Consider the following 25,324-nt stretch of genomic DNA (forward strand, 5'->3'; position numbering starts at 1 on the left):
CCGTGCCCGAGGAATCACCGCTGTTGAGCAGCCTGCGTGCCGCCGTCGCCGCTGCCCCCGACGACATTGCTCTCCGTGTCCACTACGCCGAACTCCTCCTGGACGCGGGCCGGACCGACGAGGCGGTCGCGGAAGCCGCGCTCGCGGTGAGCCGCGCGCCGGCGGACCCCGCCGCCCGTGCCCTGCTCGCTCGCGCGATCGGGAACCCGGCCCCGGCTGCGAGCCGGGAACCGGAGATGTCCGACTCGGCTGAGCCGGAACCGGGCACTACGGCTACGGACTTCGATTGGGACGCGGCGGAGGAACAGGTGCGTGACGTGATCCCTCCGCGCTACGAGGGTGAGGGCGGTTTGATCGCTGTCCCGTCGAGCGACGCAGGCGCCGACGGCCTGTGGCAGGTGGACGATCCGGACGGGCTCCGCCTGGCCGACGTCGGCGGCATGCAGGACGTCAAGGATCGGCTCGAGGCGGCCTTTCTCGCCCCGATGCGCAACCCCGAGCTACGGCGCCTCTACGGCAAGTCCTTGCGCGGCGGCATGCTGCTCTACGGCCCGCCCGGATGCGGCAAGACCTTCCTGGCGCGCGCCGTCGCCGGTGAACTGGGAGCCGGATTCCTGTCCGTCACCATCAGCGACATTCTGGATCAGTGGCTCGGCAACTCCGAGAAGAATCTGCACGAGATCTTCGCGACCGCACGCGCACAGGCCCCCTGCGTGATCATGTTCGACGAGTTGGATGCCATCGGCGGCAAGCGATCCCGACACCAGTCGACGACGATGCGGACCGTGATCAACCAGCTCCTCATCGAGCTCGACGGTGTCGATTCGGCGACCGCCAACGAGGGCGTCTTCGTGCTCGCGGCCACGAACACACCGTGGGACGTCGATCTCGCCCTGCGTAGGCCGGGTCGCCTCGACCGGATGGTGCTGGTGACGCCGCCGGACGCCCCCGCCCGCGCCGCGATCATCGACTACCACCTGCGCGAACGTCCCATCGAACGCGTGGACATCGGCGCGCTGGTGCGGCGCACCGAGGGATACTCGGGTGCGGACATCGCGCACGTCTGCGAAAGCGCCTCGGAGATGGCTCTGCTCGACTCCGTGCGCACCGGCACCCCGCGCATGATCACCACCGCCGACCTGCTGGCCGCTGCGGGCCAGATCCGGTCGTCGTGCGAGGAGTGGTTCGCCGCCGCCGAGAACGTGGCCACCTTCTCCAACGAATCCGGCGCCTACGACGATCTTGTTCAGTACCTGCGGAATCGGCGCCGGAAGTGACGGAACGGGAGCAGGTCGGCGCCGACGACCGCACCCTGGAGAAGGTCGGACTGCTGCTCGAGACGAAGCAGTACACCACCGCTGCCACGCTTGCCGGCGCCTTCCTGACGGCGCATCCCTCCGATCCCGACGCTCTGGTGGCACTGGGCCGGGCCCAGCGCGGGCTGGGCGACCACGCTGCCGCGATCGACTGCTTCGGCCGGGCGTTGGGCGTCGATCCCGCCCACTATGCGGCGTCCGTGTGGCTTGCCGGCGAGTTCAGCGAGGTGGGCCGTCACGCTGACGCGCTGCGGACCGCGCGTGCGCTGGTGCGGGCGTATCCCGACGTCGCCGGCAGTCACTTCATGCTGTCGTCGGTGGCGCTCGAGACCGGAAACAAGCGGTTGGCGAATGAAGCGATGATCGCGGCGCGGACCGCTGTGGTGCTCGACCCCGAGGTCCCCGAGTACCACGTGAACCTGGGACTCGCGGCACATCGATCGGGTGACCTGCGGTTGGCCCGCGAGGCTACCGGGCAGGCGCTGCGCCTCGATCCGAACAATGCTGCGGCTCTCAACAATCGCGGCTTGATGATGAAGCGATTCCGGTCCGGCCGCCGGGCCGCAGAGATCGACACCTACTCGCGAGCCGCCGCACTCGATCCACTCGATTCCGTGGCGCGGTACAACCTTGAGGTCGTGGTGTACAACACGCTTGCGCGCACCGGCTGGTACATCGCGCTTCCCATGATCGCCGCCATCATCACCTCGGTCCTGGCGTCACGCCCCACCGGTGGACCGCTGTCCTCCGCCCTCGTCCCGGCCGCGGTGGGATGCGTTCTCGTCGTGGCTCTGTGGGGCGGGTGGGTGTGGTTCAACGTTCGCCGGATTCCCGTCGACCGGCGGGGCGTGCTGAGGGCGGTGGCGCGGAGCTCGGGTCCGATCCGTGCGATTGGCTCGTCGCTCGGCGTCTTCGCGCTTGCGACGGTGGCGGTGATCCCCCTGTCGATCACCGTGACCGGACTCGGGGCCGCGCTGTTCCCGCTGCTCATTGTGCACCGCATCGTGGAGTACACCAGTCGTGCGATGCTGCGGCGGCGCCACCCCGACCGGTGTTAGAGCCAGCCGCGACGCTTGAACATCCAGTACAACCCGCCGGCCAGCGCGACCATCGTGAGGGTGCTGACGATCCAGCCCCACTCCTGCTCGGATCCGGGGTAGGGAACGTTCTGGCCGAAGTAGCCGGTGACCGCGGTGGGTACCGCGATGATCGCGGCCCAACTGGTGAGCTTCTTCATCACCGTGTTGAGCTGATTGTCGACCAGGGCGAGGTTCGTCGAGCGAACCGATTCGACGTTGTCGCGCAGGGTCTCCGCCCAGTCCGCCGCGCGCATCGTGTGGTCGTGCACGTCTTCGGCGTAGGGGAGTAGCTCGCGTTTCTCGGGGTCGACCGACACCCGGCGCAACAATGCGCTCGACACCTCCCGCATCGGAGAGACGATCCGCCGCAGCTGCCCGACCTCCTTGTGCAGTGTGAAGGTCTCCTGCGCCACCTCATCGCCGCCGTGGCCGTCGTCGAACAGCGCTGACTCGAGATCGTCCACCTGCTCGTCGATCGCTGCGGCTCGCGCCGTGTACCCGTCCACGATCGCGTCCAGCAGGAACAGCTCCAACGCGTACGGACCGTACTTGAGGAGCACTTCGTTCTCGGCGATCGTGTGCGCGGCCGCGACCACGTCGAAACCGGAGCCGAGCCGCACCGTCAGCAGGCCGCACTTGAACAGGAACAGCGAGATACGGCTCGCGGCACCGTCTCCCGTGACCGTGTACGCGGTCACGAACAAGGAGTTGTCGTACCGCAGCGACTTCGGGCGCTCGTGCACCGTCAGGGCGTCCTCCACCGCGAGGGGATCCAGGTTCAACGCCTCTGCGAACGGTGCGAAGGATTCGTCCGTCGGGTCCAGGACATCCACCCACGCCAGTCCCGATTGGTCCGAGAGCGCTTCGGCGACCACCGCGGGATCGGAATTGTCCTCGACGTCGAAATGCGGATTCGCCCCGGGCTGCCAGGTGCGGATGGTCACGTTCATGGTCGCAACATTAGGACGACGCCGGACCCGGTCGCTCGACTTGCGACGCGAGGCTCTCCGGCGCCTGCACGCAGTAGGAGTCGGTGAGCAGCTCCGCCACCTCGTCCCAATCGGTGCGCTCGTCGAGCATGATCCCCACCGTGGTCGCTCCCCAGTCGGTGCGAAAGTACGGGTCCCCGAGGTTCTCGAAGGCCGGCACCTCGCCGGGCTCGGCTCGGAAGATCAACCGGAACAGCTGGTCTTCGCCGCCGAAGACGTGCGCCACCGTCGACCCGCGCACGCGCCAGCGCGTGCCTACCCACGCGCGGTCGGCGACGCACTCGGGGAAGGCTTCGACGATCGCCGCGATGCGGTCGATCCATTCGTCGGGAACGTCTGGTCGGGCGGTCACGTCAGAAGGGTATCGTCGGCCCCATGCTGAACGTGGGTGTGTTGGGATCCGGCGGCAAGGTCGGCCGGGCGATGGTGGACGCGGTCGACGCGGCCGACGATCTGGTGCTGAGCGCGGCGGTCGATGCAGGCGATACGTTGACCGCTCTCCTGGACTCGAATACGCAGGTGGTCATCGATTTCACCCACCCCGACGCGGTGATGGACAACCTGAAGTTCCTCATCGACAACGGGATCCACGCCGTGGTCGGCACCACCGGCTTCACGGACGACCGCCTCGACACCATTCGCGGTTGGTTGGACGAGAAGCCCGGCGTCGGCGTGCTCATCGCTCCGAACTTCGCCATCGGCGCCGTGTTGTGTATGCGCTTCGCCGCGCAGGCCGCGAAGTACTTCGAATCCGTCGAGGTCATCGAGCTGCACCACCCGCACAAGGCGGATGCCCCGTCGGGTACCGCGACGCGCACCGCCGAACTCATCGCGGAGGCCCGCGAGGAAGCCGGTCGTGGCCCGATGCCCGACGCCACCTCTGCCGAGTTCGACCGTGCCCGGGGCGCGCGGGTCGACGGTGTCCGGGTGCACTCGGTCCGGGTCGCGGGCCTCGTCGCGCACCAGGAGGTGCTGCTGGGTACGCAGGGGGAGACTCTGACGATCCGGCACGACTCGCTCGACCGCAGCTCGTTCGTTCCCGGTGTGCTGCTCGGCGTGCGCGGGATCTCGGACCGCCCCGGACTCACCGTGGGCATCGAACCGCTTCTCGACCTGTGACCGGACGCAGCTCCGCGCGGAGCAACTTGGGGCCGCTCCTGGTGATCGGTTTCCTCTCGGTGGCGATGCTGGTCTACATCGGCCTGATCGGCGTGTGGGCGTGGATGATCATGCGCCGCGGCGGCGGCGCGAATCTGGGCCTCGGCGCAGGCATGATCGTGCTCGGCATAGTCGGGCTGTGGATCCTGTACTCGGTCTTGCGCAACGGCTACGCTCATCAGCGGCTCGCCGCGCAGGCGAAGGAGCTCGGCCGTGACCTGGACGTCAGCGACCTGCCGAAAATGCCTTCGGGCCGGGTGGACCGCGATTGCGCCGATGCGCTGTTCGCCGAGGTGAAGGCGGAATACGAGGCCGACCCCGACTCGTGGGTGAACGTCTACCGGTTGGCCCGTGCGTACGACTACGCCGGCGACCGGTCGCGTGCTCGGGACTGGATGACGCGCGCGGTCTCGATGGAGAAGAAGGGTCGCTGATGGCCGTGCTCCTGGTGATCCACCACACCCCGTCTCCGCACTGTCAGGAGATGTTCGAGGCCGTGGTGGCGGGGGCGACCGATCCTGACATCAAGGGCGTGGAGGTCGTGCGGCGTGCCGCGCTCACGCTGTCGCCCGCCGACGTGCTGGAGGCCGACGGCTACGTGCTCGGCACCCCGGCGAACCTCGGGTACCTCAGCGGCGCGCTCAAGCACGGGCTCGACACCATCTACTACCCGTGCCTCGACTCCACGCGAGGGCGGCCGTGGGGCTTCTACGTCCACGGCAACGAGGGCACCGAGGGGGCCGAGCGGGCCGCCGACTCGATCACCGCCGGTCTCGGCTGGGAGAAGGTCACGCCCAACGTGGTGGTGTCCGGCAAGCCCTCGAAGGCCGACCTGGAGGCGTGCTGGAACCTCGGCGCGACGGTCGCCGCACAGCTCATGGAGGGGTAGCGGGCGGATTCACAGTCGGTGCCCACGGCGTGGCCGCGGCCGGCGGGACCCGCTCGGTGTTCGATTAAGTTGTCGGAATCGAAAACATGTCAGTCGGTCGGCGTAGCCTCAGTGCATGGACGAAGATGTTGGTGGAGAAGTACATCTGATACCAATCGGGGCTCCGTCCGTCGATCCGGCGGAGGAGTTGCGTTCGATGGAGCGACAGCGTTGCCGAACCGTGTTCGAACAATATCGGTGGGCGGTAGAGCTCCTGCGGCAGCGAGTGTCTGCGCGGGCCGCAGCGGGGCTATCCCAGGACCGGTGGCAATGCGGCGTCGCCGCGGAGATCGGGCTGGCGTTGCACATGTCTCCGAGCACCGCCGCGCGATTCCTGGCCCGGGCGGTGGAATTGGAGAAGTGCTTGCCGCACACCCGGTCGCGACTGCGCGATGGTGACCTCTCACCGGAGGCGGTTCCGGTGATCGTCAGCGGACTGTCGCACCTGGACCCGTCGGACCGGCGTGAGGCGGACGAGCAGCTGTGCGACGATCCCGGAACGCTTGCGGGGATGGGGCCCAAGCAGCTCGCCGCTCACGTCGAACAGGTGGCCTACCGGCTCGACGCGCGCGCCACTGTCGACCGCACCGCGTGCGCGGAGAAGGACCGCACCGTCACGATCCGGCCGCTGCCAGAGGGTATGGCCCGGGTATCGATCCTGCTGCCGGTCGCGCAGGGCGTCGGGGTGTATGCGGCACTGCGGAAGCACGCCGCCACGGTGATCGGCGTGGGGCAGGACCTACGCACCCTGGGGCAGATCATGGCCGATGCGGCGTTCGCCCGCCTCACGGGTAGGGAAGCCGCAGACGGGCAACCGGTCACGGTGAATCTCACGATGCCGGCGGCGGTGCTGCTGGGCGACCGGCCCGGCACCGCGCACCTGCACGAGGGCGGCGCCATGCCGGCGGAGATCGCCCGCAACCTGGTCGGCAAGGCCGCGGCCACAGGCGTCGCCTGGGTCAAGCGCCTCTACGTCACTCCGGACAGCGGCTCGCTTGTGGCGATGGATTCACGGCGGCGCTGCTTCCCCGACGGGCTCGCGGAAGTGATCCGGGTCCGGGACCGTTACTGCCGGACACCGTACTGCGACGCGCCGATCGCGCACATCGACCACATCACTGCGCACGCTGCGGGAGGGCCCACCGCCCTCCAGAACGGGCAAGGCCTGTGCGCGGCGTGCAACTACGCCAAGGAACCCACCGGCTGGCACAGCGGTGTCGTCGAGGATCCGAGCGGACGGCACACCGTCGAAACGCGTACCCCCAGCGGACATGTCCACCGGTCCACTGCGCCCAGGCAGGCCGCATGAAAGACCAGCTCACGCGCCGCGCATGAGGATGTCGGACGTCCCACCTAGACTGAGCACGTGATCGCGACGCCCTATGAAGACCTGCTCCGCGACGTGCTGGCCAACGGCACGCACCGCCCCGACCGCACCGGCACGGGAACCCGCAGTGTGTTCGGGCGCCAACTCCGCTACGACCTCTCCGAGGGCTTCCCGCTGATCACCACCAAGCGGGTGCACATGAAATCCATCGCGTACGAACTGCTGTGGTTCCTGCGCGGCGATTCCAACGTGCGGTGGCTGCAGGAGCACGGCGTCACCATCTGGGACGAGTGGGCCGATGCGAACGGTGAGCTCGGCCCCGTCTACGGCGTGCAGTGGCGCAGTTGGCCCACGCCGAACGGCGAGCACATCGACCAGATCGCCACGGCGATCGAGCTGCTCAAGACCGACCCGTCGAGCCGGCGCAACATCGTCTCCGCCTGGAACGTCTCCGAGATCGAGAACATGGCGCTCCCGCCGTGCCACGCCTTCTTCCAGTTCTACGCGGCCGATGGCAAGCTCAGCTGCCAGCTCTACCAGCGCAGCGCCGATCTCTTCCTCGGCGTGCCCTTCAACATCGCCAGCTACGCGCTGCTCACCCACATGGTGGCCGCGCAGGTCGGCCTCGAACCCGGCGACTTCGTGTGGACCGGCGGCGACTGCCACATCTACGACAACCACGTGGAGCAGGTCACCGAGCAACTCTCGCGCGAGCCCTACCCGTATCCGCGACTCGAACTCGCAGAGCGCCCCAGCATCTTCGACTACGAGTACGGCGATATCACCGTCCACGACTACCAGCACCATCCCGCGATCAAGGCGCCGGTGGCCGTCTAGTGATCGGCCTCATCTGGGCGCAGGCCCGTAGCGGAGTGATCGGCGACGGCGGCGGCATCCCCTGGCACATCCCCGAGGACATGAAGTTCTTTCGTGAGACCACGGCCGGCGCCACCGTTGTCATGGGCCGCAAGACCTGGGACTCCCTGCCCGCGCGGTTCCGGCCGCTTCCGGGCCGCACGAACATCGTCGTCACGCGGGACCGGGACTGGTCGGCCGACGGTGCGGTGGTGCACCACGAACTGGTGCTGCCCGAGGGCGACGTGTGGGTGATCGGTGGGGGAGAGATCTACGCCGCCGCGCTGCCCTCGGCCGACCTGCTCGCGGTCACCGAGGTCGATGCCGACATCCCCGGCGACACCTACGCCCCGTCGATCCCGGACGGCTTCACCGCGACCGAGGACACCGGTTGGCGCGAGTCCACGTCGGGCCTGCGATACCGCCACCTGACCTACCGGCGAACGGCAAGCCAGTAGGGATTCGTCCCGGCAGGGTGGGTAGCCTTAGCGCTTATGAGTGCGACCTCGGCGACGACACCGCCCACCACCCCCTTCGGCGCGATCTCCGTCGCGATGGTCACCCCGTTCAAGGCGGACGGGACGCTCGACCTGGAGGCCGGGCAGAAGCTGGCGTCGCACCTCGCCGATCAGGGCGTCGACGGGCTCATCGTGGCCGGGACCACCGGTGAATCGCCCACCACCCAGCCCTGGGAGAAGATCCAATTCCTCAAGGCGATCCTCGAGGCCGTCGGTGACCGGGTGAAGATCACCGCCGGCGTCGGCACCTACGACACCGAGGAGTCCGCCGTCTTCGCTCGCGACGCCGCCGAGGCGGGCGCGCACGGCCTGCTGGTGGTGACGCCCTACTACTCGCGGCCGTCCCAGGCCGGCCTACTCGCCCACTTCACCATGGTCGCCGACGCCACCGATCTGCCTGTCCTGCTCTATGACATCCCGCCGCGCTCGGTGGTTCCGATCGAATCGGCAACACTGCGCACACTCGCCGAGCACAAGAACATCGTGGGGGTCAAGGACGCCAAGGGCGACCTCGGTGCCGGTGCCCGCCTCATCGCCGAGACCGGCCTGCAGTTCCTCTCCGGCGACGACCCGCTGAACCTGCCGTGGCTCTCCGTGGGGGCCTCCGGATTCGTCTCGGTGATCGGCCACGTGGTCGCACCGCAGCTGCGCGCTCTGCGCGACGCCTACTTCGCGGGCGATGTCGCCCGCGCCCGAGAGATCAACGCCTCACTCAGCCCGGTGTACGAAGCCATGGCGGGCCTGGGCGGCGTCACGTTCTCGAAGGCAGCACTGGCCCTCCAGGGCCTTGATATGGGTATTCCGCGCCTGCCGCAGGTGCCGCCCACCGGTGAACAGCGCGACCGGCTCGCCGCGCTCCTGACCCAGGCAGGGGTTCTCTAAGACATGACAGACACACCGACAGGCGGAGCCCGACGGGGCCGCAAGGCCACCCGCCAGGCCGGCCCGCCCGCCGAGCCCAAGCCCGTGATCTCGACATCCGCCGCGCGCGTCGTGGTCGAGGATCAGCCCCGCGCCGAGGCCAAGGCGGCCGAGCCCAAGAGTGCCGAAACAGCGGCGTCGCAGCAGAAGTCGGCATCCAAGGGCGGACGCGGACGCGGCGGCGGAAACCGCCGTGGTAACGACCGCGGATCGCGCGGTGCGGCACCGTCGACCGCCGCACCGAGGCTCGGGCCCCCGCCCAAGCTCCGTAAGGGCGGCATGCGTGTGGTGGCGCTCGGCGGCATCAAGGAGATCGGTCGCAACATGACCGTCTTCGAGTACGACGGCAAGCTCCTCATCGTGGACTGCGGTGTGCTGTTCCCCGAGGACCAGCAGCCCGGCGTCGACCTGATTCTCCCCGACTTCCGCTACATCGAGGACCGCATCAAGGATGTCGAGGCGATCGTGCTCACGCACGGTCACGAAGACCACATCGGCGCGGTGCCCTTCCTGCTGCGCCTGCGGCCCGACATCCCAGTGATCGGCGCGAAGTTCACCCTGGCCCTGATCAAGGCCAAGTGCGATGAACATCGTCTGCGCCCCAAGCTGATCGAGGTCCGCGAGGGTGAATCGACCAGTCACGGTCCATTCGAATGCGAGTACTTCGCCGTGAACCACTCCATCCCCGACGCGATCGCCGTGGCGATCCACGCGGGCGGCCAGGTGGCGCTGCACACCGGCGACATCAAGCTCGACCAGCTGCCGCTCGATGGCCGACTCACCGACCTCGCCGGCTTCTCGCGACTCGGTGATGCGGGCGTCGACCTGTTCCTCGTCGACTCCACCAACGCCGAGGTTCCCGGTTTCGTGACCCCCGAACGAGAGATCGGACCGGTTCTCGACAACGTGATCGGGCGCGCGAAGGGTCGCGTGATCGTGGCCTCGTTCGCCTCGCACGTGCACCGCATTCAGCAGATCGTCGACGTGGCCGTGGCGCATAACCGGCGCGTGGTGTTCGTCGGCCGCTCGATGGTGCGCAACATGCAGATCGCGCAGGATATGGGCTACCTCCGGGTGCCCGAGGGCGTCGAGGTGGATCTCGACACCGCCGCGTCACTGCCCGACCACCGGATCGTGCTCGTGTCCACCGGGTCGCAGGGCGAGCCGCTGTCGGCGTTGTCCCGGATGGCGCGCGGTGAACACCGCAACATCACCATCTCGCCGCACGACCTGGTGGTGCTCGCCAGCTCGCTCATCCCGGGCAACGAGAACTCGGTGTTCGCCGTGGTCAACGGCCTCGCGAAGCTGGGCGCCACCGTGGTGACCCAGCAGAGTGCGAAGGTGCACGTCTCCGGTCACGCCAGCGCCGGGGAGCTGCTGTATCTGTACAACGCGGTGCGCCCGCGCAACGCGATGCCGGTGCACGGCGAGTGGCGGCACCTGCGCGCCAACGCCGCGCTCGCCGAGGCGACCGGTGTGCCGAAGGACCGGATCATGCTGGCCGAGGACGGCGTGGTCGTGGACCTGATCGACGGTGTCGCGAAGATCGTCGGTCAGGTGCCCGTGGGACACGTGTACGTCGACGGCTCGTCCGTGGGCGATGTGGGCGAGTCGACGCTCTCGGATCGACTGGTGCTCGGCGAGGGCGGCTTCATCGCGATCAGCATCGTGATCGACGAGGAGGGCAATTCGGTGACCACTCCCGAGGTGAGCGGCCGGGGCTTCTCCGACGATCCGACGGCGCTCAAGGAGGCCGAGCAGCTCGTCGAGGACACGCTCGCGCAGCTTTCTTCCGAGGGCATCAAGGATCAGCACCGCATCGCGCAGGCGGTGCGGCGGGCCGTGGGACGGTGGGTGTCGAACACCTACCGTCGCCGCCCCATGATCGTTCCGACCGTGATGGTGGTGGGGGAGTAGGACTCCCGTGGAGCGGGCCCGGTTACCGGGCCCGCTCCACCTTCGCGATCTGTGCGCGGAAGAGTTGCCAGAACTGGTCGCGGTCGACCTCGTCCTGGGTGGCGTCGGGCGCGTTCGTGACGAGTTTGAAGTTCTGAGAAGTCGCGGCGACCGACAGCTCGCCGATATCGATGTAGCCTTCCAGCGCCGCCAGCCGTCCGGTAGGGGTGCGCACCTCGATCACCGTCGCCGGACGGCGAAGCAGATCGTCGGGCAGCCACGCGGCCCGAGCGGACTTTCCGCCCTCGGCAATGCAGGCGAATCTACTGAGCACATATGTCGATGAGATCGGTGCGGCCGTCACTTCGAAACGGAGCACCGTCTGGTCGAGTGCCGCGCTCACCGTCGACAGCCCGACCGTGTCTCGGGCACGCTCGTAGTTGCGCGTTGCGGTGAAACACGGTTCGGAACCCTCCAGGACTTCGGAGCGTCCCCACGAGGTGTCTGGCGTCCGCATCACGTTCCGGACCCCCGCAGGTAGCTCGGATTCCGTGAGCGATAGGTCCCTCGCCGGGTTCGAACTCTTCTGCGAGGGCGCGCATCCTGCCACGGCGATCGCGATCGTGAGGACCAGGGCTACTGCGCTGCGCCTCATCGCGTCTGTTCGACCTTGGTGATCTGGGTGCGCACGATGTGCCAGAAGCCTGCTACGTCGACCTGCGTGTTCTTGATGGAACTCGAATCCCGGCGGAACTCGCGCGATGTCGCGGCCGTCTCGATCGACCGGTCGCCGAGGTCGGCGTACGCCACCATTCCCACCACGACGCCCGACGGCGATCGCATCTCGAAGATGTCCGGCGACAGGCGCACCAGGTCGCTCGGCGGCGCCACGTGGCGCATCGCGAAGGCGTCGGGGCACGCTGTTGCCCGGCGTGCCGCCTGGCGAGCCGTCGGGCGATCGATGACCTCGGATCGGTACTCCTGATCACCGCGCCGCGCCGACGAACCCGCGCCTTCCGCGCCCCGCCGCGCCGCGTCGAGGGCGGCGATCGCCTGCGAACAAGCGGGACCGCCGTCGCCAACGCTGAGCGCGATGCCATATCGCGTGGACCAGACCTCCGCGGCCTTCGATCCCGGTGGGAAGTCTGCGGGTTCGAGCGTCAGACTGCTGGTCGAGGGTGCGGCGACTGCCGAAGCGGGACCAAGGAGCAGCACGAACATCGCCGCTGCGGTGGTCACGATGCGCCTCACGGCTGTCGCTCCACCTTCGCGACCTGGGCGCGCAGGGTTTGCCAGAATGCCTCGGAGTCGACAGCATTGCTGCCGCTGCTGTAGACCTGCACCGACACGGTGACACCTCGCACGTCCACCCAGCTGTCGATCGATGACCCGCGGTACGTGGTGATGTGGGATGTGTATCGGGCCAGATCCGGTGGAGCAGCGAGGTTTTGCTGGCGGGCAGCGCCGTCGTCACAGGCCTCATCGATCTTGGCGACACGATCGGTGTAGGAGCGAGCAACGATTGCCGACGAGATCGTGGTCGTACCCCGCTTCGCCTCGGCACTCATGGCTTTCGTGCCGGCGATGGCCGCCATCGCGTCGCGCAGCGATCGTTCGCACGGCGAGTCGTCGGCTGACTCCGCGCCGGTGAAGTCGATCGTCTCGTCCTTGAGTTGGTAACTGGTACTGCCGAACGGGAATTCATGTGCGGCGAGGATTGCCTGGGACGGCACGATCGGGGCGGCCTGGGCCAGGGCGGGGGCCGAGAGTGCGGCGAGAGCGAGGGCGCCTGCGGCGGCGAGCCGTCGGGCGATCACGGCTGCCGCTCCACCTTGGCGACCTGCGCACGCAGGGTCTGCCAGAACGCATCACCATCGGCCGGCTGATCGCCGCGGGAATTGACCGAGACACCCACGGCCGCGCCGCGCACGTCCACGACGCCGATGTACGAATCACGCGCCACCGAGATGAACACGAATCCGTTGTACCGGTTGAGGTCCGCCGGAAGCGGCAGGAGCGCAATGCGGTCACGAATGCCGAACTGCGTCCCGCAAGTCTGGAAGACGGTGCGCATCGCGTCCGCCATCGGGCGTTCGTTGACGCTCGCCTCCAGCTCGGTCGCGCCACGCTCAGCGCTCGCGTCCGTGGTCCGTGTGCCCTCCATGCGTTTGTCGACGGCGTACGACGCGCGATCGCAAGCGGTTTCGCCCGACGACTTCGCGGGGCTGCCGACCTCGGAGGTGACCTTGTAGCGCGTACTGCCGAACGGGAATTCATGTGCGGCGAGGATTGCCTGGGACGGCACGATCGGGGCGGCCTGCGCGAGGGCGGGGGCCGAGAGTGCGGCGAGAGTGAGGGCGCCTACGGCGGCGAGCCGTCGGGCGATCACGGCTGCCGCTCCACCTTGGCGACCTGCGCCCGCAAGGTCTGCCAGAAGCCATCGAAATCGGCGGGATTCTTCTCATTGACCGCCATGACCGAGACGGTGACGCCACGTACTTCGACGGTAGCGTCGAGAAGCTGCCCCTCCGCGAAGGTGAAGACGTCCGCCTTGTACCTGGTCAGGTCCGCGGGCACGGCGAGTGGACGACCTTCCCGAACAAATCGGCTTCCGCAGTCGCGGCGAAGGTCTCGAATCGTGTTGATAATGGGGCGATCGAGAATGCTGGCAGCCAAGGTAGTTTCCCCGCGGTCGACCTGCGCGTCCGCGCTGCGGGCACCCGTGAGCGTCTTCTCCGCCTCGTACTCCTTGAGGTCACACGGCGTGGTGCCCGAGGGTTTCGTCGGCGCCTTCTCGACCGACTGGTTCGTCTCGTATCCCGTGCTGCCGAAAGGAAACTCGTGCGCGGCGAGGACTGCTTGCGCAGGCACCACCGGCGCCGCATGGGCGACCGCGGGCACCCCCACGCTGACGGCGCCGGCGATGGCTGCGCCGACGATGAGATGACGAGTGTTCATGAATCCCCCCAAGGATCGTTGATGCCGGTCAGCGACCGGTCTGGACCTTCTGGATCTGAGCACGGAAGACGGCCCAGAATCGATCAGTATTCGCCGGGGTCGCGCTCATCCCCTCGACGTAGGCGTTCACGGTGTATCCGTTCACATCGGCGAAGCCCTGCACCGCTCCGATCCGACCCCCCTCGTTCGCAGTCAGGATCACCGGGTTGTACCGGGCCAGATCGGGCGGCGTGGCGAGCTGGCCGCCCTCGCAGCGGTCCACGACCGCACGCCACTGGCTGGTGACCACCGGCGACAACACCGCCGAGGTCATGAACGAGTAGCCGTTGCGTGCGCTGGCCTCGGCGCCGTTGACGGAGCCGATCAGGCTGTTGAGGCTGTCGCCCGCGGCGCGGCAATCGGCCGGCGCCGACTCTGGAATCCGGACTTTCGACGTCGCCGCGCTCGGATTCACCCGGTAGTCAGTGGATCCGGAAGGGAACTGATCGGGTCCGAGCAACAGGTTCGTGCTGACCGGTGCGGCGGATGCGACAGGGGAGACCAGCGAGCCGGCTGCGGTGATCGTCGCGACGACCGCGCCGACGGCCAGACGGGTCCGCGCGCGTGCGGTATTCACAGTCATGTCAGGGATCCTACGACATACTTCATTGATCTCGGTGAAGGATTCCACACCTGGCCGAGCGAATCCGCGCACTCCGCGCGGGGGCGTCATGGGGGACTAGGGTGGCTGCGTGAAGCCTGCACGCATCGAACGCGCCGCCCTCGTCGAAGCGGCCCGCGCGGCGGGGCCGGAAGCGCCCACGCTCTGCGGCGACTGGACGGTGCGTGACCTCCTCGCGCATCTGATCCTTCGCGAATCCCGTCCGGACGCGGCGGCGGGGATCCTGCTGCGTCCACTCGCCGGCCGCACCGCACGCATCCAGGCGAGGATCGCCGAGCGTTCGTTCGAAGACCTGCTCTCCGCCGTTGCCGGCGGACCGCCGAAGCTGTCCCCGTTGCGCCTGGTGGACGAGCAGGCCAATCTGGGGGAGTTCTTCGTGCACACCGAAGACATCCGCCGCGGCGTCGCGGGATGGACGCCCCGCCGTCTCGATCGTGGAGTCGAGCAGGCTCTCGCGGCCGCGGTGGCGCGGATCGCCGCGCTCACCCTGCGCCGTGCACCGCTGCGGATCAGCCTCACAACGGAATCGGGAACGCTGGTCACCGCTGGCAAGGGGCCTGAGGTTGCAGTGATCGGGGCGATCGGCGAAATCGCCATGTGGGCCTACGGTCGCGACGAGGCATTGGTCACCTTCGAGGGCGACGATCCACACATCGACCGGCTCGGATCAGTGGTTCGCTCACTGTAGCGACGCGCCGTCACACCCTGTTACTTGTGTTGCACTTGATACAGATGGGGCTGGTGTCGATAGACTGACCCTCATGGCAGCGAAGACGACCACCCGTGCGCGCAGCACCGCGAACTCCCGCTCGGGGAGCAACCGCGGCCGCGCCGCGAGCTCGAACCGCGGCCGCAAGCCCGCGCCGCGCACCCCCGCGAAGCAGACCAAACAGCACAGCAAGCAGGGCCCGTCCGTCGCCGCCTCCGCCGGTAGGGGGGTGGGACGCGGTCTCGGTGCGAGCTGGAAACTGCTGGCCAAGGGGGTCGGGGGCGCTGTGCGTACCGGCAGCCGGACGCCGTCGGAGTCTGCCGAGACCGAGGTGCTCAGCGCCGGCGCCGAGGGCGCACCGCGCAGCTCCGGCACCCACTCCCGCGACGGGCTCGCCCTCGGACTGTTCGCCGTCGCGATCGTGCTCGGTGCCGCGCTCTACTTCGACGCCGGCGGCCCCGTCGGTTCGTTCTTCTCCACCGGCGTCCGCGCCGTGGTCGGCTGGTTCGCGGTCCTGGTGCCGGCCCTGGCCATCGCGCTCGGCGTAGTGATGATGCGTCGACCCGACAATCCCAGCGCTCACGTGCGACACCGTGTCGGCGGTGCCCTGATCGTGCTCGCCTTCCTCGGCCTGCTGCATATCGGAGCCGGCCGCCCCAGCGAGTTCGACGACCGCTCCGCCGCGGGTGGCTACCTCGGCTACATCGTCGGTGGCCCCCTCACCGACGGCTTCACGGCGTGGATCTCCGTGCCCCTGCTCGTGTTGGTCGCGCTGTTCGGCCTGCTTCTGGTGAGCGGAATGACGGTGCGCGAGATCATCGATCGACTCAAGTTCTACTTCGGCGTCGACCTCGACCGGCAATACGGCGAGGACGACGAGCCGCTCGATGACGAGTCCTACGACGACGACCTCGACTCGCCGTTCGCCTTCGACTCGGGCCCGGCCGATGCGGCCGGCCGTGCCGCATCGCCCTACGGCGACCCCTACGAGAACTACCCGGCGGACCCGGCCCCGCCGAAGCGTGGCCGTCGCAAGCCCGCCACCGAACCCGACGAGGCCCTGTCCGATCAGGTCACCGCGCCGATCGGGGCGGACCCCGCACCGTCGGACGAGCCCACCGTCGAGGTGCCGCCCACGGCGACCCCGAAGCGCCGCGCCGCGGTGGTCAAGGACAACACCCCGCCGCCCGCACCGAAGGCCGCCGAATTCACCGTGGCGCGCACCATCGAGGGCGACGACTATCGCCTTCCGCCCGCCGATCTCCTCATCGAGGGGGAGCCCGCCAAGGCCGGCACCAGCGCCAACGACGCCATGATCGATGCCATCACGGGGGTGATGGAGCAGTTCAAGATCGACGCCGCCGTGACCGGCTACACCCGCGGCCCGACCGTCACCAGATACGAGCTGGAGCTCGGCCCCGGCGTGAAGGTCGAGAAGGTCACCCAGCTGCATCGCAACATCTCCTACGCCGTAGCGACGGACAATGTGCGCCTGCTGGCGCCGATCCCCGGCAAGTCGGCCGTCGGCATCGAGGTGCCGAACACCGACCGCGAGATGGTGCGCCTGGCCGACGTCCTGGCCGCCGACAACACCCGCAAGGACACCCACCCGCTGGTCATCGGCCTGGGCAAGGACATCGAGGGCGAGATGGTCAACGCCAACCTCGCCAAGATGCCCCACCTGCTGGTCGCCGGCTCCACGGGCTCCGGCAAGTCGAGCTTCGTGAACTCGATGCTCGTCTCGCTGCTCGCGCGCGCCACGCCCGACGAGGTGCGGATGATCCTCATCGACCCGAAGATGGTCGAGCTCACGCCCTACGAGGGCATCCCGCACCTCATCACGCCCATCATCACCGACCCGAAGAAGGCGGCCGCGGCGCTGTCCTGGCTGGTCGAGGAGATGGAGCAGCGGTACAAGGACATGCAGGCCTCGCGCGTGCGGCACATCGACGACTTCAACCGAAAGGTGAAGTCGGGGGAGATCACCACGCCGCTCGGCAGCGAGCGCGTGTACCGGCCGTACCCGTACATCGTCGCGATCGTCGACGAGCTCGCCGATCTCATGATGACCGCCCCGCGCGACGTCGAGGAGGCGATCGTCCGGATCACGCAGAAGGCCCGCGCCGCCGGCATCCACCTGGTGCTCGCCACGCAGCGCCCGTCCGTCGACGTGGTGACCGGTCTGATCAAGACCAATGTGCCTTCGCGGCTCGCCTTCGCGACCAGTTCGCTCACCGACTCGCGGGTCATCCTGGACCAGCCGGGTGCTGAGAAGCTGATCGGCATGGGCGATGCGCTGTTCCTGCCCATGGGCGGCAAGACCACTCGTATGCAGGGCGCGTTCATCACCGATGAGGAGATCGGCTCCATCGTCGATTTCGTGCGCACGCAGGCCGAGCCCGACTACACCAACGGTGTCACCGAGACCAAGGTCGAGAAGAAGGACGTCGACCCCGATATCGGCGACGATCTCGATGTCTTCCTCCAGGCCGTCGAGCTCGTGGTCACCTCGCAGTTCGGCTCGACGTCGATGCTGCAGCGCAAGCTGCGCGTCGGCTTCGCGAAGGCCGGCCGCCTCATGGATCTCATGGAGACCCGCGACATCGTGGGCCCATCCGAGGGTTCCAAGGCGCGCGATGTGCTGGTCACCCCCGACGAGTTGCCCGGCCTGTTGATGGTGCTGCGCGGCGGCGGCGACGCCGGCGCGGACGACTCGGACGGCGAACCGGACTTCTAGCTGTTACAGTGATGGCGCATGCGTGAGGGGAGTATCCCGCTCGCAGCGCGATCGTCATCACGGTGGATCGATATCCGCCCGGGCGCGCTGAACCCGCTGGCGGCGGGTGGGGAGAGACCTCCGGATCTGTACCGGAGGTATATGCAATGCACGTCTCAACCGCGGTCTGGGTCGTCTCGATCCTGGTGGTCCTCGGGCTCTTCGTCTTCGACTTCTTCGCGCACGTGCGCACCCCACACGAACCCACGCTGAAGGAATCCGGCTTCTGGACGGCCGTGTACATCGGCCTCGCCGTGGTCTTCGGTATCGGCGTCTGGGTGGTATCCGGGCCGCAGTACGGCGGCGAGTTCTTCGCAGGTTTCGTCACGGAGAAGGCGCTGTCGGTCGACAACCTCTTCGTGTTCGTCATCATCATGGCGAAGTTCGCGGTGCCCAAGATCTACCAGCAAAAGGTGCTGCTGATCGGCATCGTGATGGCGCTGGTGATGCGCGGCATCTTCATCGCCGTCGGCGCCGCCGCGATCTCCGCGTTCAGCTGGGTGTTCTACCTGTTCGGGATCTTCCTGCTCTACACCGCGTACAAGCTCGTCAAAGAGGCCGCCGAGGGCCCGGTCGAGGATGAGGAGAAGCGCGAGAGCCGCGTCGCCGCGCTGTTCAAGAAGGTCGTACCCACCACCGACCAGTACGACGGCGACAAGTTGGTCACCAAGATCGACGGCAAGAAGGTCGCGACTCCGCTGCTGCTGGCGCTGGTCGTCATCGGCTTCACCGACCTGCTCTTCGCGTTCGATTCGATCCCCGCGATCTACGGCCTCACCCAGGAGCCCTACCTGGTGTTCATGGCCAACGCCTTCGCCCTGATGGGCCTGCGACAGCTGTACTTCCTCATCGGCGGCCTGCTGGGTCGCCTGGTGTACCTGTCGTACGGACTGTCGATCGTGCTGGGCTTCATCGGCGTCAAGCTGGTGCTGCACGCTCTGCACGAGAACACCCTGCCGTTCATCAACGGCGGCGAGCACGTCGCGGTCCCCGAGATCTCGACCGGCCTGTCACTCGCGGTGATCATCGGTGTCCTCGCGGTCACCACGATCGCCTCATTGCTCAAGTCGAAGCGCGACGATCAGAAGTCGGTCGACGCGCAGTAGCCCGGTAGGTCAGGCCGGTTCCAGTACGCCGACGGCGACGGTTGATGCCCGCTCGGCATCGGCCACGACCCGGGCCGTGAATCCCGCGGCCCGCAGCAACCGCTCCGTGTACTCCGCCTGGTAGCGGCCGGTCTCGATGAGGACGACGCCGCCCTCGGCGAGCCACATCCGAGCCTCGGCGGCGATCCGCCGGTGCAGTGCCAGCCCGTCGGGGCCGCCGTCGAGCGCCGCTCGCGGCTCGTGGTCGCGCGCTTCCGCGGGCATGGTGGCGATCGCCGCCGACGGCACATAGGGTGCGTTCGCGGCGATCACGTCGGTTCGGCCGCACAGGTCGCGGGGGAGCGGGGCGAACAGGTCGCCGGCGAGCACGGTGGCCGAGGGAGCGTTCTCCCGCGCGTACACCAGCGGCACGGGATCGATATCCACCGCGTACACCTCGTCGGCGGTGCAGGTCGAGGCGATCGGTGCGACTCCGCAGCAGAGTTCCACGAGTACGGAGGGCCGGGCCTCGTCGGCCAATTCGGCGAGCAGCTCGGTGCGACGCCGCGGCACGAACGCACCGGGCCCCACCGACAAGCGCGTGCCGCGGAACTCGGCCCAGCCCAGCAGGTGCTCCAATGGTTCGCCAGAGCAACGCCGCCGTACGAGATCCTCGAGTTCCGCGCCGGTTGCGCTTTCACCCAGGAGTTGTGCCTCCTGGTCGGCGAACACGCAACCCGCCGCCCGCAATTCGTCGATCACGTCCACCGGAAGAGTCAATCATGATTCAACCGATAGTCCGGCATTTCCGGCTGCGATCGCAACGGAATCCGCGGTTCGACCGTTCGTCAGAGCGTGACCAACATGCGCGTGTTGCCCAGGGTGTTCGGTTTGACGTAGCTCAGGTCCAAGAACTCCGCGACCCCGGTGTCGTAGCTTCGGCAGAGCTCGGCGTACACCTCGGCGCTCACCGGTGTCCCGTCGATCTCGACGAATCCGTGGCGGCCGAAGAATTCGGTCTCGAAGGTGAGCACGAACACCCGCCGCAATTCCAGGAACCGCGCCTCGTCGAGCAGGCGGGCCACGATCCTGTGCCCGATGCCGTGCCCCTTGACGGCCGGATCGACGGCCAGCGTGCGGATCTCCCCGAGGTCCGACCACAGCACGTGCAACGCGCCGCAGCCGACGATCGCGCCGCCCACCTGGGCCACCCAGAACTCCTGGATCGACTCGTACAGCGTCACCAGGTTCTTTTCGAGCAAGATCTTGCCCGCGTAGACGTCGATGAGGCGCTTGATGGCGGGGACGTCGGAGGTCCGGGCACGGCGCAACTCGTCGGCGGAGGCGGCGGTCATGGCCAAACACTAGCGCGCGCGGGCACCGATCCCCGGACCCGATAGGCTTAGCGCCGTGAGTGCACCGGATGGCGTGAGTCCCACGGATACACGTGTCCCCAATGTGAACGTGGCCAACGCGCTCACGGTGCTCCGGATGCTACTCGTCCCGGTGTTCCTGGTGACTCTGTTCGCGGCCGGCGGCCACGATCCGATGTGGCGCTGGATCGCTTTCGCCGTGTTCGCGGTGGCCATGTTCACCGACCGCGCGGACGGCCAGATCGCCCGCCGCTACGGACTGATCACCGATTTCGGCAAGCTCATGGACCCGATCGCCGACAAGGCGCTCACCGGGGCCGCGTTCATCGGCCTCTCGGCCCTCGGCGATCTGCCGTGGTGGGTCACCGTGGTCATCCTCGGCCGCGAGTTGGGCATCACCGCCCTGCGGTTCTGGGTGATCTCCGACGGTGTGATCCCCGCCAGCCGCGGAGGCAAGCTCAAGACGCTGCTGCAGACGCTCGCGATCGGTCTGTACCTCATGCCGTTGCCCGAGGTGATGCACTGGCCGAAGGTCGCCGTGATGGCTGCCGCCGTAGTAGTCACGGTGGTCACCGGGTTCGATTACGTGCGGAGTGTGCGCCGTGCCTCCGACACCGTCGCCTGAGGCGCAGCGCTTGGTCGCCGCTCTCCAGGAGCGCGGTGCCACCGTCGCCTCCGCGGAATCACTCACCGCGGGCTTGTTCGCCGCCGCCATCGCCGATGTTCCGGGAGCCAGCGCGGTGCTGCGCGGCGGACTGATCGTCTACGCCACGGACCTCAAGGCCTCCCTCGCCGGTGTTCCTCAGGCCCTGCTCGACCGGTGCGGCCCCGTGCATCCGGAGACCGCGGTCGCGCTCGCCGACGGTGCCCGCATGCGGTGCGAGGCCGATTGGGGAGTCGGACTGACCGGGGTGGCCGGTCCCGCCGAACAGGACGGCATTGCGGTGGGCACCGTGTACCTGGGACTCTCCGGGCCCTCGGGTGCGACCGTCCGCATGCTCCGGCTCGACGGTGACCGGGCCGCGGTGCGGGCCGGTGCCGTCACGGCGGCGCTGCGCGAGCTCGCCGTCCGGGTGAATGCAGCGAATTCGTGAGGAAATTTCGCAAACGGGAACCAACTGCGCGCCGTCAGCGTTGAGTGAACAGATATCAACGAAACGGAGGTGAGCATGGCTCTACTGCTGCGCGAAGCGATCGGCGAGAACCTGCGCAAGACGCGGGTGCGCCAATCCCGCACGCTCCGGGACGTGTCGTCGGCGGCCCAGGTCAGCCTGGGCTACCTGTCCGAAGTGGAGCGCGGCCAGAAGGAGGCGTCCAGCGAACTGCTGGCCGCCATCTGCGGCGCGCTCGACGTGGAGGTCGCCGAACTGGTGGCACAGGCCAGCGTCTCGATGCGGCCGATCCCGAAGCTGGTCATCCCTGCGCCCGCTATGGCGGCCGCCTGACCCGAGATCACGGACCGCGGGCACCGGGGAAATCCCTGAACCCGCGGTCCGGGGCCGCACAACGGCCCGGATACCCGATAGATTGGACATCACGTCGGTACGTCGCCCACCGGGGCTCGCGCCGACCCGACCGGACACACTTCGACACGGAGGCGTAGTAGACCGATGGCTAACCCGTTCGTCAAGGGCTGGCGCTACCTCATGGCGCTGTTCAACGCGAAGATCGACGAGAACGCCGATCCCAAGGTGCAGATCCAGCAGGCGATCGAGGACGCCCAACGCCAGCACCAGGCACTGTCGCAGCAGGCTGCGGCCGTGATCGGCAACCAGCGTCAGCTGGAGATGAAGCTCAACCGGCAGCTGGCCGAGGTCGAAAAGCTCTCCGCCAACACCCGCCAGGCCGTGCAGCTGGCCGACCAGGCCGCGGGTGCCGGTGACGCCGCCAAGGCGACCGAGTACACCAACGCCGCCGAGGCCTTCGCAGCGCAGCTGGTGACCGCCGAGCAGAGCGTCGAGGACCTGAAGGCACTGCACGACCAGTCGCTGCAGGCCGCCGGCCAGGCCAAGCGCGCCGTCGAGCAGAACGCTCTGCAACTGCAGAACAAGCTCGCCGAGCGCACCAAGCTGCTCAGCCAGCTGGAGCAGGCGAAGATGCAGGAGCAGGTCTCCGCCTCGCTGAACCAGATGGGCCAGCTGTCCGCCCCGGGCAACACCCCCAACCTCGACGAGGTGCGGGAGAAGATCGAGAAGCGGTACGCCAACGCCCTCGGCTCCACCGAGCTCGCACAGAACTCGGTCCAGGGCCGCATGGCCGAGGTGCAGCAGGCCACCGTCCAGATGGCCGGGCACTCGCGCCTCGAGCAGATCCGCGCTTCGATGCAGGCCAACGGTCAGATCGCCGGGGCTCCCGCGGCACCGCAGTCGGCCCCCGCGCCACAGGCCGCGCCCGGTCAGGCCGCCGGCCCCAACCCCGCCGGCCAGTAAGCGCACCGTGAGCACCCAGGGAGGCCGCCACCGCACCGACTTCTCGGCGGTGGCGGCCTCCGCTGCACGGATGGCGACCTCCGCGATCGGCGCCTCGGCGACCGCGATGGAGGCCGCCGCCCGGGCCGTCGATGAGGCGCGCGACAAAGCCGCCCGCCGTCGCGACCCGAAGGCCGCACACCAGCGGTCTGTGCGCACGGCCCGGCACACCGTGAACACCTGGGCCGCCACCACCTCGGCCTCCGCTGCGGTCTCCGTCGGCGGATTCGCCGCGGCGGCACCACTGGTCGGCGGAACCGCCACCGCTATCACCGCGGTGATAGCCGTCCCCGCCGCCTACGCCTACCGCAAACTGCGCCGGCTCAAGAAGGCGCCCGTGCCGCCGCGGTCCTACGCCCGCCGCACGATTCCCGCGTCTTCGTCGGCAGTGCACGACCCGGTCCGACGGCTCGCCGACGCCGAACAGGAATTTCTCGCCCTGGTGTCCGTCCTGTACCGCTCCCGTGCGCTCCCGCCCGATGCGCTGTCCGAACTCGATGACGACGCCGAGACCTCCGCCGACGCGATCGTCTCCTACGGCGAGCAACTCGTCGACCTCGAACGCGCCATCGCCGGCGGCAGTGAGTCCGCGATCATGCTCCGCACTGTCCTCGACGACGGACTGCGCAGCCTCGACGAGGGCATCGTCACCTATCAGGAGATGGTCCGTTCCGCTGCGTCGACCGTGGCCGCGGCCCGGCAGTCCCTGGGCTCGCCGTCCCGCTTCGACGACCTCAGTCGCGCCACCCCGCGGCTCCAGGAGACCGCGGAGCGGCTGCGCGCATGGGCCTACGGCATCGCCGCGCTCCCCCCGGTACCCGATCCACACCGCTGGTAGCCCGCTCAGGGTTCACCCGGATCTTTCCCCGAACTCCCTGCTCAGCGCGTGACTTCCGCGTTCTCGCCGGGGCAGTATGGATGGTGAAAGAACTGGTGCACACACCGCTCGAAAGGACCGCAAAATGTTCTGGAAGATCATCGGCGCGATCGTCGTCATCTGGATCGCCCTCATGGTGGCGTCGGCGATCGTCAAGTCGCTGCTTCCGCTCGCGCTCATCGCCCTCGTGATCATCGGTATCGTCTCGGTGGTCAAGTGGTTGGGCTCCGGGAAGAAGAGCTCCACCACCCTGTAGTAGCGGGGCGACCCGCACGGGAGGAGTGCGGATGCGCGTCGCCATCGTCGCGGGTTCCGAGGCCGGGCATGCGCTGCCCGGCCTCGCACTCGCTCTCCGCCTGAACGCCGCCGGCCACGACGCCGTCGTCTTCACCGGCCGCCAGTGGATCGAGGTCGGCGGCAAGCACGACGTCGATACCCGCGAACTACCCGGCCTGGCCGCGCGCCCCGGCGACGACGACGCAGACGCCGGGGCCAAGATCCACGATCGCGCCGCCCATATCGCCACCAGCCTGCTTCCCGCGCTGAGAGACACCGACCCCGACCTCGTGGTCGCCGATATTCTCACTCCCGGTGGTGGTTTCGCCGCCGAGTTGCTCGCTGTCCCGTGGGTCGAACTCAGTCCGCACCCGTTGTATCTGCCCTCGAAGGGCCTTCCGCCGATCGGCTCCGGCCTCGCTGCCGCGCAGACCCCCGGGGAAATGCTCCGCGATACGGTGCTGCGAGCCTTCACCGCGCGCGATCTCCGCAATGGACGCCGTCAGCGGGAGGCCGCACGAGCCGGGATCGGCCTGCTGGCGCGTGATCCGGGGCCGGACGGGAGGTTGGTCGCGACCATCCCCGCCCTGGAAGTTCCGCGTCCGGATTGGCCCGCGCGCACCCACCTCGTGGGGCCCCTCACCCTTGAACCGACCGACGAGCCGTGTCCGGTTCCGGGTGGCGACGGACCGCTGGTGATGGTGGCACCGTCGACCGCGGCGACGGGGGAGCAGAACCTCGCGGAGACCGCCGTCGCCGGCCTCGCGGGCCAGGGCGTGCGGGTGGCCGTCTCCGGGCTGAACCCGCCCGCATTCGAACAGCCCTGGGTGGCTAGCGGTTTCGGTCGTCAAGACCGGCTGCTGGAGATGGTCGACGCAGTGGTCTGTGGCGGTGGCCACGGCATGCTCACCAAGGCGTTGACCGCGGGCCGCCCCGTGGTCGTGGTGCCCGGCGGAGGCGACCAGTGGGAACTGGCCAACCGGGTGGCGCGACAGGGCAGCGGCGTCATCGTGCGGCCCGCCACCCCGGACGCGATCCGGGAGGGCGTGCGCCGCGTCCTCGATGATCCGTCGTACGCGGTCGCTGCGCGTGCCGCCGCCGCCTCCGCGCACCGGGTCGCCGACCCGGTGCACGTCTGCGAGGCCTACCGGTAA

The 25,324-nt window shown here is 68.5% G+C and carries 30 protein-coding genes; 20 read left to right on the forward strand and 10 right to left on the reverse strand.

Annotated features, from left to right (window positions below; all coding sequences use genetic code 11):
- Window positions 1-2: 2 nt before the first annotated feature.
- On the forward strand, window positions 3-1,277 hold the full coding sequence (locus tag TPAU_RS08780; RefSeq protein WP_013126398.1) for an ATP-binding protein: 1,275 nt from the start codon (window positions 3-5) through the stop codon (window positions 1,275-1,277).
- Complete coding sequence (locus TPAU_RS08785; protein WP_013126399.1) at window positions 1,274-2,374, forward strand: tetratricopeptide repeat protein; 1,101 nt, start codon at window positions 1,274-1,276, stop codon at window positions 2,372-2,374. The genes TPAU_RS08780 and TPAU_RS08785 overlap by 4 nt, the downstream gene beginning before the upstream one ends.
- Here the strand turns inward: TPAU_RS08785 and TPAU_RS08790 are convergent.
- The gene (locus tag TPAU_RS08790; RefSeq protein WP_013126400.1) at window positions 2,371-3,345 is read right to left on the reverse strand and encodes a magnesium transporter CorA family protein; all 975 of its coding nucleotides are present in this window, start codon (window positions 3,343-3,345) and stop codon (window positions 2,371-2,373) included. The two genes, TPAU_RS08785 and TPAU_RS08790, sit on opposite strands and share 4 nt — an antisense overlap.
- 10 nt (window positions 3,346-3,355) lie before the next feature.
- Complete coding sequence (locus tag TPAU_RS08795; RefSeq protein ID WP_013126401.1) at window positions 3,356-3,736, reverse strand: MmcQ/YjbR family DNA-binding protein; 381 nt, start codon at window positions 3,734-3,736, stop codon at window positions 3,356-3,358.
- A gap of 23 nt (window positions 3,737-3,759) precedes the next feature.
- Here TPAU_RS08795 and dapB point away from each other — a divergent pair, with 23 nt between their 5' ends.
- The 8 genes from dapB to TPAU_RS08835 all read left to right on the forward strand — a co-directional run bounded on the left by dapB (window position 3,760) and on the right by TPAU_RS08835 (window position 11,008).
- The gene (gene dapB / locus TPAU_RS08800; protein ID WP_013126402.1) at window positions 3,760-4,503 is read left to right on the forward strand and encodes a 4-hydroxy-tetrahydrodipicolinate reductase; all 744 of its coding nucleotides are present in this window, start codon (window positions 3,760-3,762) and stop codon (window positions 4,501-4,503) included.
- On the forward strand, window positions 4,500-4,976 hold the full coding sequence (locus TPAU_RS08805) for a hypothetical protein (RefSeq protein WP_013126403.1): 477 nt from the start codon (window positions 4,500-4,502) through the stop codon (window positions 4,974-4,976). The genes dapB and TPAU_RS08805 overlap by 4 nt, the downstream gene beginning before the upstream one ends.
- Complete coding sequence (locus tag TPAU_RS08810) at window positions 4,976-5,431, forward strand: flavodoxin family protein (RefSeq protein ID WP_013126404.1); 456 nt, start codon at window positions 4,976-4,978, stop codon at window positions 5,429-5,431. Before TPAU_RS08805 ends, TPAU_RS08810 begins: the two co-directional genes overlap by 1 nt.
- A 115-nt stretch (window positions 5,432-5,546) precedes the next feature.
- Window positions 5,547-6,779 carry an HNH endonuclease gene (locus tag TPAU_RS08815; RefSeq protein WP_013126405.1) on the forward strand — a complete coding sequence of 411 codons (1,233 nt, stop codon included), beginning with the start codon at window positions 5,547-5,549 and terminating at the stop codon, window positions 6,777-6,779.
- A gap of 57 nt (window positions 6,780-6,836) precedes the next feature.
- On the forward strand, window positions 6,837-7,634 hold the full coding sequence (locus TPAU_RS08820; protein WP_013126406.1) for a thymidylate synthase: 798 nt from the start codon (window positions 6,837-6,839) through the stop codon (window positions 7,632-7,634).
- Complete coding sequence (locus tag TPAU_RS08825; RefSeq protein ID WP_013126407.1) at window positions 7,634-8,110, forward strand: dihydrofolate reductase; 477 nt, start codon at window positions 7,634-7,636, stop codon at window positions 8,108-8,110. The genes TPAU_RS08820 and TPAU_RS08825 overlap by 1 nt, the downstream gene beginning before the upstream one ends.
- 36 nt (window positions 8,111-8,146) lie before the next feature.
- Window positions 8,147-9,052, forward strand: coding sequence for a 4-hydroxy-tetrahydrodipicolinate synthase (gene dapA, locus TPAU_RS08830; RefSeq protein WP_013126408.1), 906 nt, complete (start codon window positions 8,147-8,149; stop codon window positions 9,050-9,052).
- 3 nt (window positions 9,053-9,055) lie between these two features.
- A complete protein-coding gene (locus TPAU_RS08835) occupies window positions 9,056-11,008 on the forward strand; it encodes a ribonuclease J (RefSeq protein WP_013126409.1) in 1,953 nt (650 codons plus the stop codon).
- A 22-nt stretch (window positions 11,009-11,030) separates the two neighbouring features.
- On the opposite strand, the gene TPAU_RS08840 is transcribed toward TPAU_RS08835, so the two are convergent.
- From TPAU_RS08840 to TPAU_RS08865, 6 genes are all read right to left on the reverse strand, one after another.
- Window positions 11,031-11,507, reverse strand: a complete 477-nt coding sequence (locus TPAU_RS08840) for a hypothetical protein (protein ID WP_147291075.1) — start codon at window positions 11,505-11,507, stop codon at window positions 11,031-11,033.
- Window positions 11,508-11,638: 131 nt separating this feature from the next.
- Window positions 11,639-12,226, reverse strand: coding sequence for a hypothetical protein (locus TPAU_RS08845; RefSeq protein WP_147291076.1), 588 nt, complete (start codon window positions 12,224-12,226; stop codon window positions 11,639-11,641).
- 8 nt (window positions 12,227-12,234) lie between these two features.
- Complete coding sequence (locus TPAU_RS08850) at window positions 12,235-12,804, reverse strand: hypothetical protein (protein ID WP_013126412.1); 570 nt, start codon at window positions 12,802-12,804, stop codon at window positions 12,235-12,237.
- Window positions 12,801-13,376 carry a hypothetical protein gene (locus TPAU_RS08855; protein WP_013126413.1) on the reverse strand — a complete coding sequence of 192 codons (576 nt, stop codon included), beginning with the start codon at window positions 13,374-13,376 and terminating at the stop codon, window positions 12,801-12,803. Before TPAU_RS08855 ends, TPAU_RS08850 begins: the two co-directional genes overlap by 4 nt.
- Window positions 13,373-13,945 (reverse strand): hypothetical protein, encoded by a 573-nt coding sequence (locus TPAU_RS08860; RefSeq protein ID WP_013126414.1) that lies wholly within the window; start codon window positions 13,943-13,945, stop codon window positions 13,373-13,375. Before TPAU_RS08860 ends, TPAU_RS08855 begins: the two co-directional genes overlap by 4 nt.
- 28 nt (window positions 13,946-13,973) lie before the next feature.
- Window positions 13,974-14,567 (reverse strand): hypothetical protein, encoded by a 594-nt coding sequence (locus TPAU_RS08865; RefSeq protein ID WP_013126415.1) that lies wholly within the window; start codon window positions 14,565-14,567, stop codon window positions 13,974-13,976.
- Between the two features lie 109 nt (window positions 14,568-14,676).
- Here TPAU_RS08865 and TPAU_RS08870 point away from each other — a divergent pair, with 109 nt between their 5' ends.
- From TPAU_RS08870 to TPAU_RS08880, 3 genes are all read left to right on the forward strand, one after another.
- Window positions 14,677-15,294, forward strand: coding sequence for a TIGR03085 family metal-binding protein (locus TPAU_RS08870; protein WP_013126416.1), 618 nt, complete (start codon window positions 14,677-14,679; stop codon window positions 15,292-15,294).
- A 73-nt stretch (window positions 15,295-15,367) separates the two neighbouring features.
- Window positions 15,368-18,052: an FtsK/SpoIIIE family DNA translocase gene (locus TPAU_RS08875; protein ID WP_013126417.1), complete on the forward strand. Its 2,685-nt coding sequence runs from the start codon at window positions 15,368-15,370 to the stop codon at window positions 18,050-18,052.
- 146 nt (window positions 18,053-18,198) lie between these two features.
- Window positions 18,199-19,197, forward strand: a complete 999-nt coding sequence (locus TPAU_RS08880; RefSeq protein ID WP_013126418.1) for a TerC family protein — start codon at window positions 18,199-18,201, stop codon at window positions 19,195-19,197.
- A 9-nt stretch (window positions 19,198-19,206) separates the two neighbouring features.
- Here the strand turns inward: TPAU_RS08880 and TPAU_RS08885 are convergent, their stop codons facing one another.
- Together TPAU_RS08885 and TPAU_RS08890 are read right to left on the reverse strand one after the other, a co-directional pair.
- Window positions 19,207-19,944: a putative protein N(5)-glutamine methyltransferase gene (locus TPAU_RS08885; RefSeq protein WP_013126419.1), complete on the reverse strand. Its 738-nt coding sequence runs from the start codon at window positions 19,942-19,944 to the stop codon at window positions 19,207-19,209.
- An 80-nt stretch (window positions 19,945-20,024) separates the two neighbouring features.
- Window positions 20,025-20,531, reverse strand: a complete 507-nt coding sequence (locus tag TPAU_RS08890) for an amino-acid N-acetyltransferase (protein WP_013126420.1) — start codon at window positions 20,529-20,531, stop codon at window positions 20,025-20,027.
- Between the two features lie 55 nt (window positions 20,532-20,586).
- Between TPAU_RS08890 and pgsA the strand changes: the two genes are divergently transcribed.
- The 7 genes from pgsA (at window position 20,587) to TPAU_RS08920 (ending at window position 25,324) form a co-directional block, all read left to right on the forward strand.
- A complete protein-coding gene (gene pgsA, locus TPAU_RS08895; RefSeq protein WP_013126421.1) occupies window positions 20,587-21,174 on the forward strand; it encodes a CDP-diacylglycerol--glycerol-3-phosphate 3-phosphatidyltransferase in 588 nt (195 codons plus the stop codon).
- The gene (locus tag TPAU_RS08900; protein WP_013126422.1) at window positions 21,152-21,643 is read left to right on the forward strand and encodes a CinA family protein; all 492 of its coding nucleotides are present in this window, start codon (window positions 21,152-21,154) and stop codon (window positions 21,641-21,643) included. Before pgsA ends, TPAU_RS08900 begins: the two co-directional genes overlap by 23 nt.
- 75 nt (window positions 21,644-21,718) lie before the next feature.
- Window positions 21,719-21,994 carry a helix-turn-helix domain-containing protein gene (locus tag TPAU_RS08905; RefSeq protein ID WP_013126423.1) on the forward strand — a complete coding sequence of 92 codons (276 nt, stop codon included), beginning with the start codon at window positions 21,719-21,721 and terminating at the stop codon, window positions 21,992-21,994.
- 165 nt (window positions 21,995-22,159) lie between these two features.
- Window positions 22,160-22,978: a PspA/IM30 family protein gene (locus TPAU_RS08910; RefSeq protein ID WP_013126424.1), complete on the forward strand. Its 819-nt coding sequence runs from the start codon at window positions 22,160-22,162 to the stop codon at window positions 22,976-22,978.
- 7 nt (window positions 22,979-22,985) lie between these two features.
- Window positions 22,986-23,855, forward strand: coding sequence for a phage shock envelope stress response protein PspM (pspM, locus tag TPAU_RS21875; protein ID WP_049825811.1), 870 nt, complete (start codon window positions 22,986-22,988; stop codon window positions 23,853-23,855).
- Between the two features lie 124 nt (window positions 23,856-23,979).
- The gene (locus TPAU_RS23140; protein ID WP_013126426.1) at window positions 23,980-24,150 is read left to right on the forward strand and encodes a hypothetical protein; all 171 of its coding nucleotides are present in this window, start codon (window positions 23,980-23,982) and stop codon (window positions 24,148-24,150) included.
- A gap of 31 nt (window positions 24,151-24,181) precedes the next feature.
- Window positions 24,182-25,324 (forward strand): glycosyltransferase, encoded by a 1,143-nt coding sequence (locus TPAU_RS08920; RefSeq protein ID WP_013126427.1) that lies wholly within the window; start codon window positions 24,182-24,184, stop codon window positions 25,322-25,324.

This window comes from Tsukamurella paurometabola DSM 20162 (assembly GCF_000092225.1).
GTDB lineage: Bacteria > Actinomycetota > Actinomycetes > Mycobacteriales > Mycobacteriaceae > Tsukamurella > Tsukamurella paurometabola.

What these genes read in the sequence shown, in the direction of transcription:
- TPAU_RS08790 (WP_013126400.1), bottom strand. Translation starts at nt 3,345, where the DNA reads ATGAACGTGACCATCCGCACCTGGCAGCCCGGGGCGAATCCGCATTTC.
- dapB (WP_013126402.1), top strand. Translation starts at nt 3,760, where the DNA reads ATGCTGAACGTGGGTGTGTTGGGATCCGGCGGCAAGGTCGGCCGGGCG.
- TPAU_RS08810 (WP_013126404.1), top strand. Translation starts at nt 4,976, where the DNA reads ATGGCCGTGCTCCTGGTGATCCACCACACCCCGTCTCCGCACTGTCAG.
- TPAU_RS08815 (WP_013126405.1), top strand. Translation starts at nt 5,547, where the DNA reads ATGGACGAAGATGTTGGTGGAGAAGTACATCTGATACCAATCGGGGCT.
- dapA (WP_013126408.1), top strand. Translation starts at nt 8,147, where the DNA reads ATGAGTGCGACCTCGGCGACGACACCGCCCACCACCCCCTTCGGCGCG.
- TPAU_RS08835 (WP_013126409.1), top strand. Translation starts at nt 9,056, where the DNA reads ATGACAGACACACCGACAGGCGGAGCCCGACGGGGCCGCAAGGCCACC.
- TPAU_RS08860 (WP_013126414.1), bottom strand. Translation starts at nt 13,945, where the DNA reads ATGAACACTCGTCATCTCATCGTCGGCGCAGCCATCGCCGGCGCCGTC.
- TPAU_RS08865 (WP_013126415.1), bottom strand. Translation starts at nt 14,567, where the DNA reads ATGACTGTGAATACCGCACGCGCGCGGACCCGTCTGGCCGTCGGCGCG.
- TPAU_RS08875 (WP_013126417.1), top strand. Translation starts at nt 15,368, where the DNA reads ATGGCAGCGAAGACGACCACCCGTGCGCGCAGCACCGCGAACTCCCGC.
- TPAU_RS08880 (WP_013126418.1), top strand. Translation starts at nt 18,199, where the DNA reads ATGCACGTCTCAACCGCGGTCTGGGTCGTCTCGATCCTGGTGGTCCTC.
- TPAU_RS08890 (WP_013126420.1), bottom strand. Translation starts at nt 20,531, where the DNA reads ATGACCGCCGCCTCCGCCGACGAGTTGCGCCGTGCCCGGACCTCCGAC.
- TPAU_RS08905 (WP_013126423.1), top strand. Translation starts at nt 21,719, where the DNA reads ATGGCTCTACTGCTGCGCGAAGCGATCGGCGAGAACCTGCGCAAGACG.
- TPAU_RS08910 (WP_013126424.1), top strand. Translation starts at nt 22,160, where the DNA reads ATGGCTAACCCGTTCGTCAAGGGCTGGCGCTACCTCATGGCGCTGTTC.
- TPAU_RS23140 (WP_013126426.1), top strand. Translation starts at nt 23,980, where the DNA reads ATGTTCTGGAAGATCATCGGCGCGATCGTCGTCATCTGGATCGCCCTC.
- TPAU_RS08920 (WP_013126427.1), top strand. Translation starts at nt 24,182, where the DNA reads ATGCGCGTCGCCATCGTCGCGGGTTCCGAGGCCGGGCATGCGCTGCCC.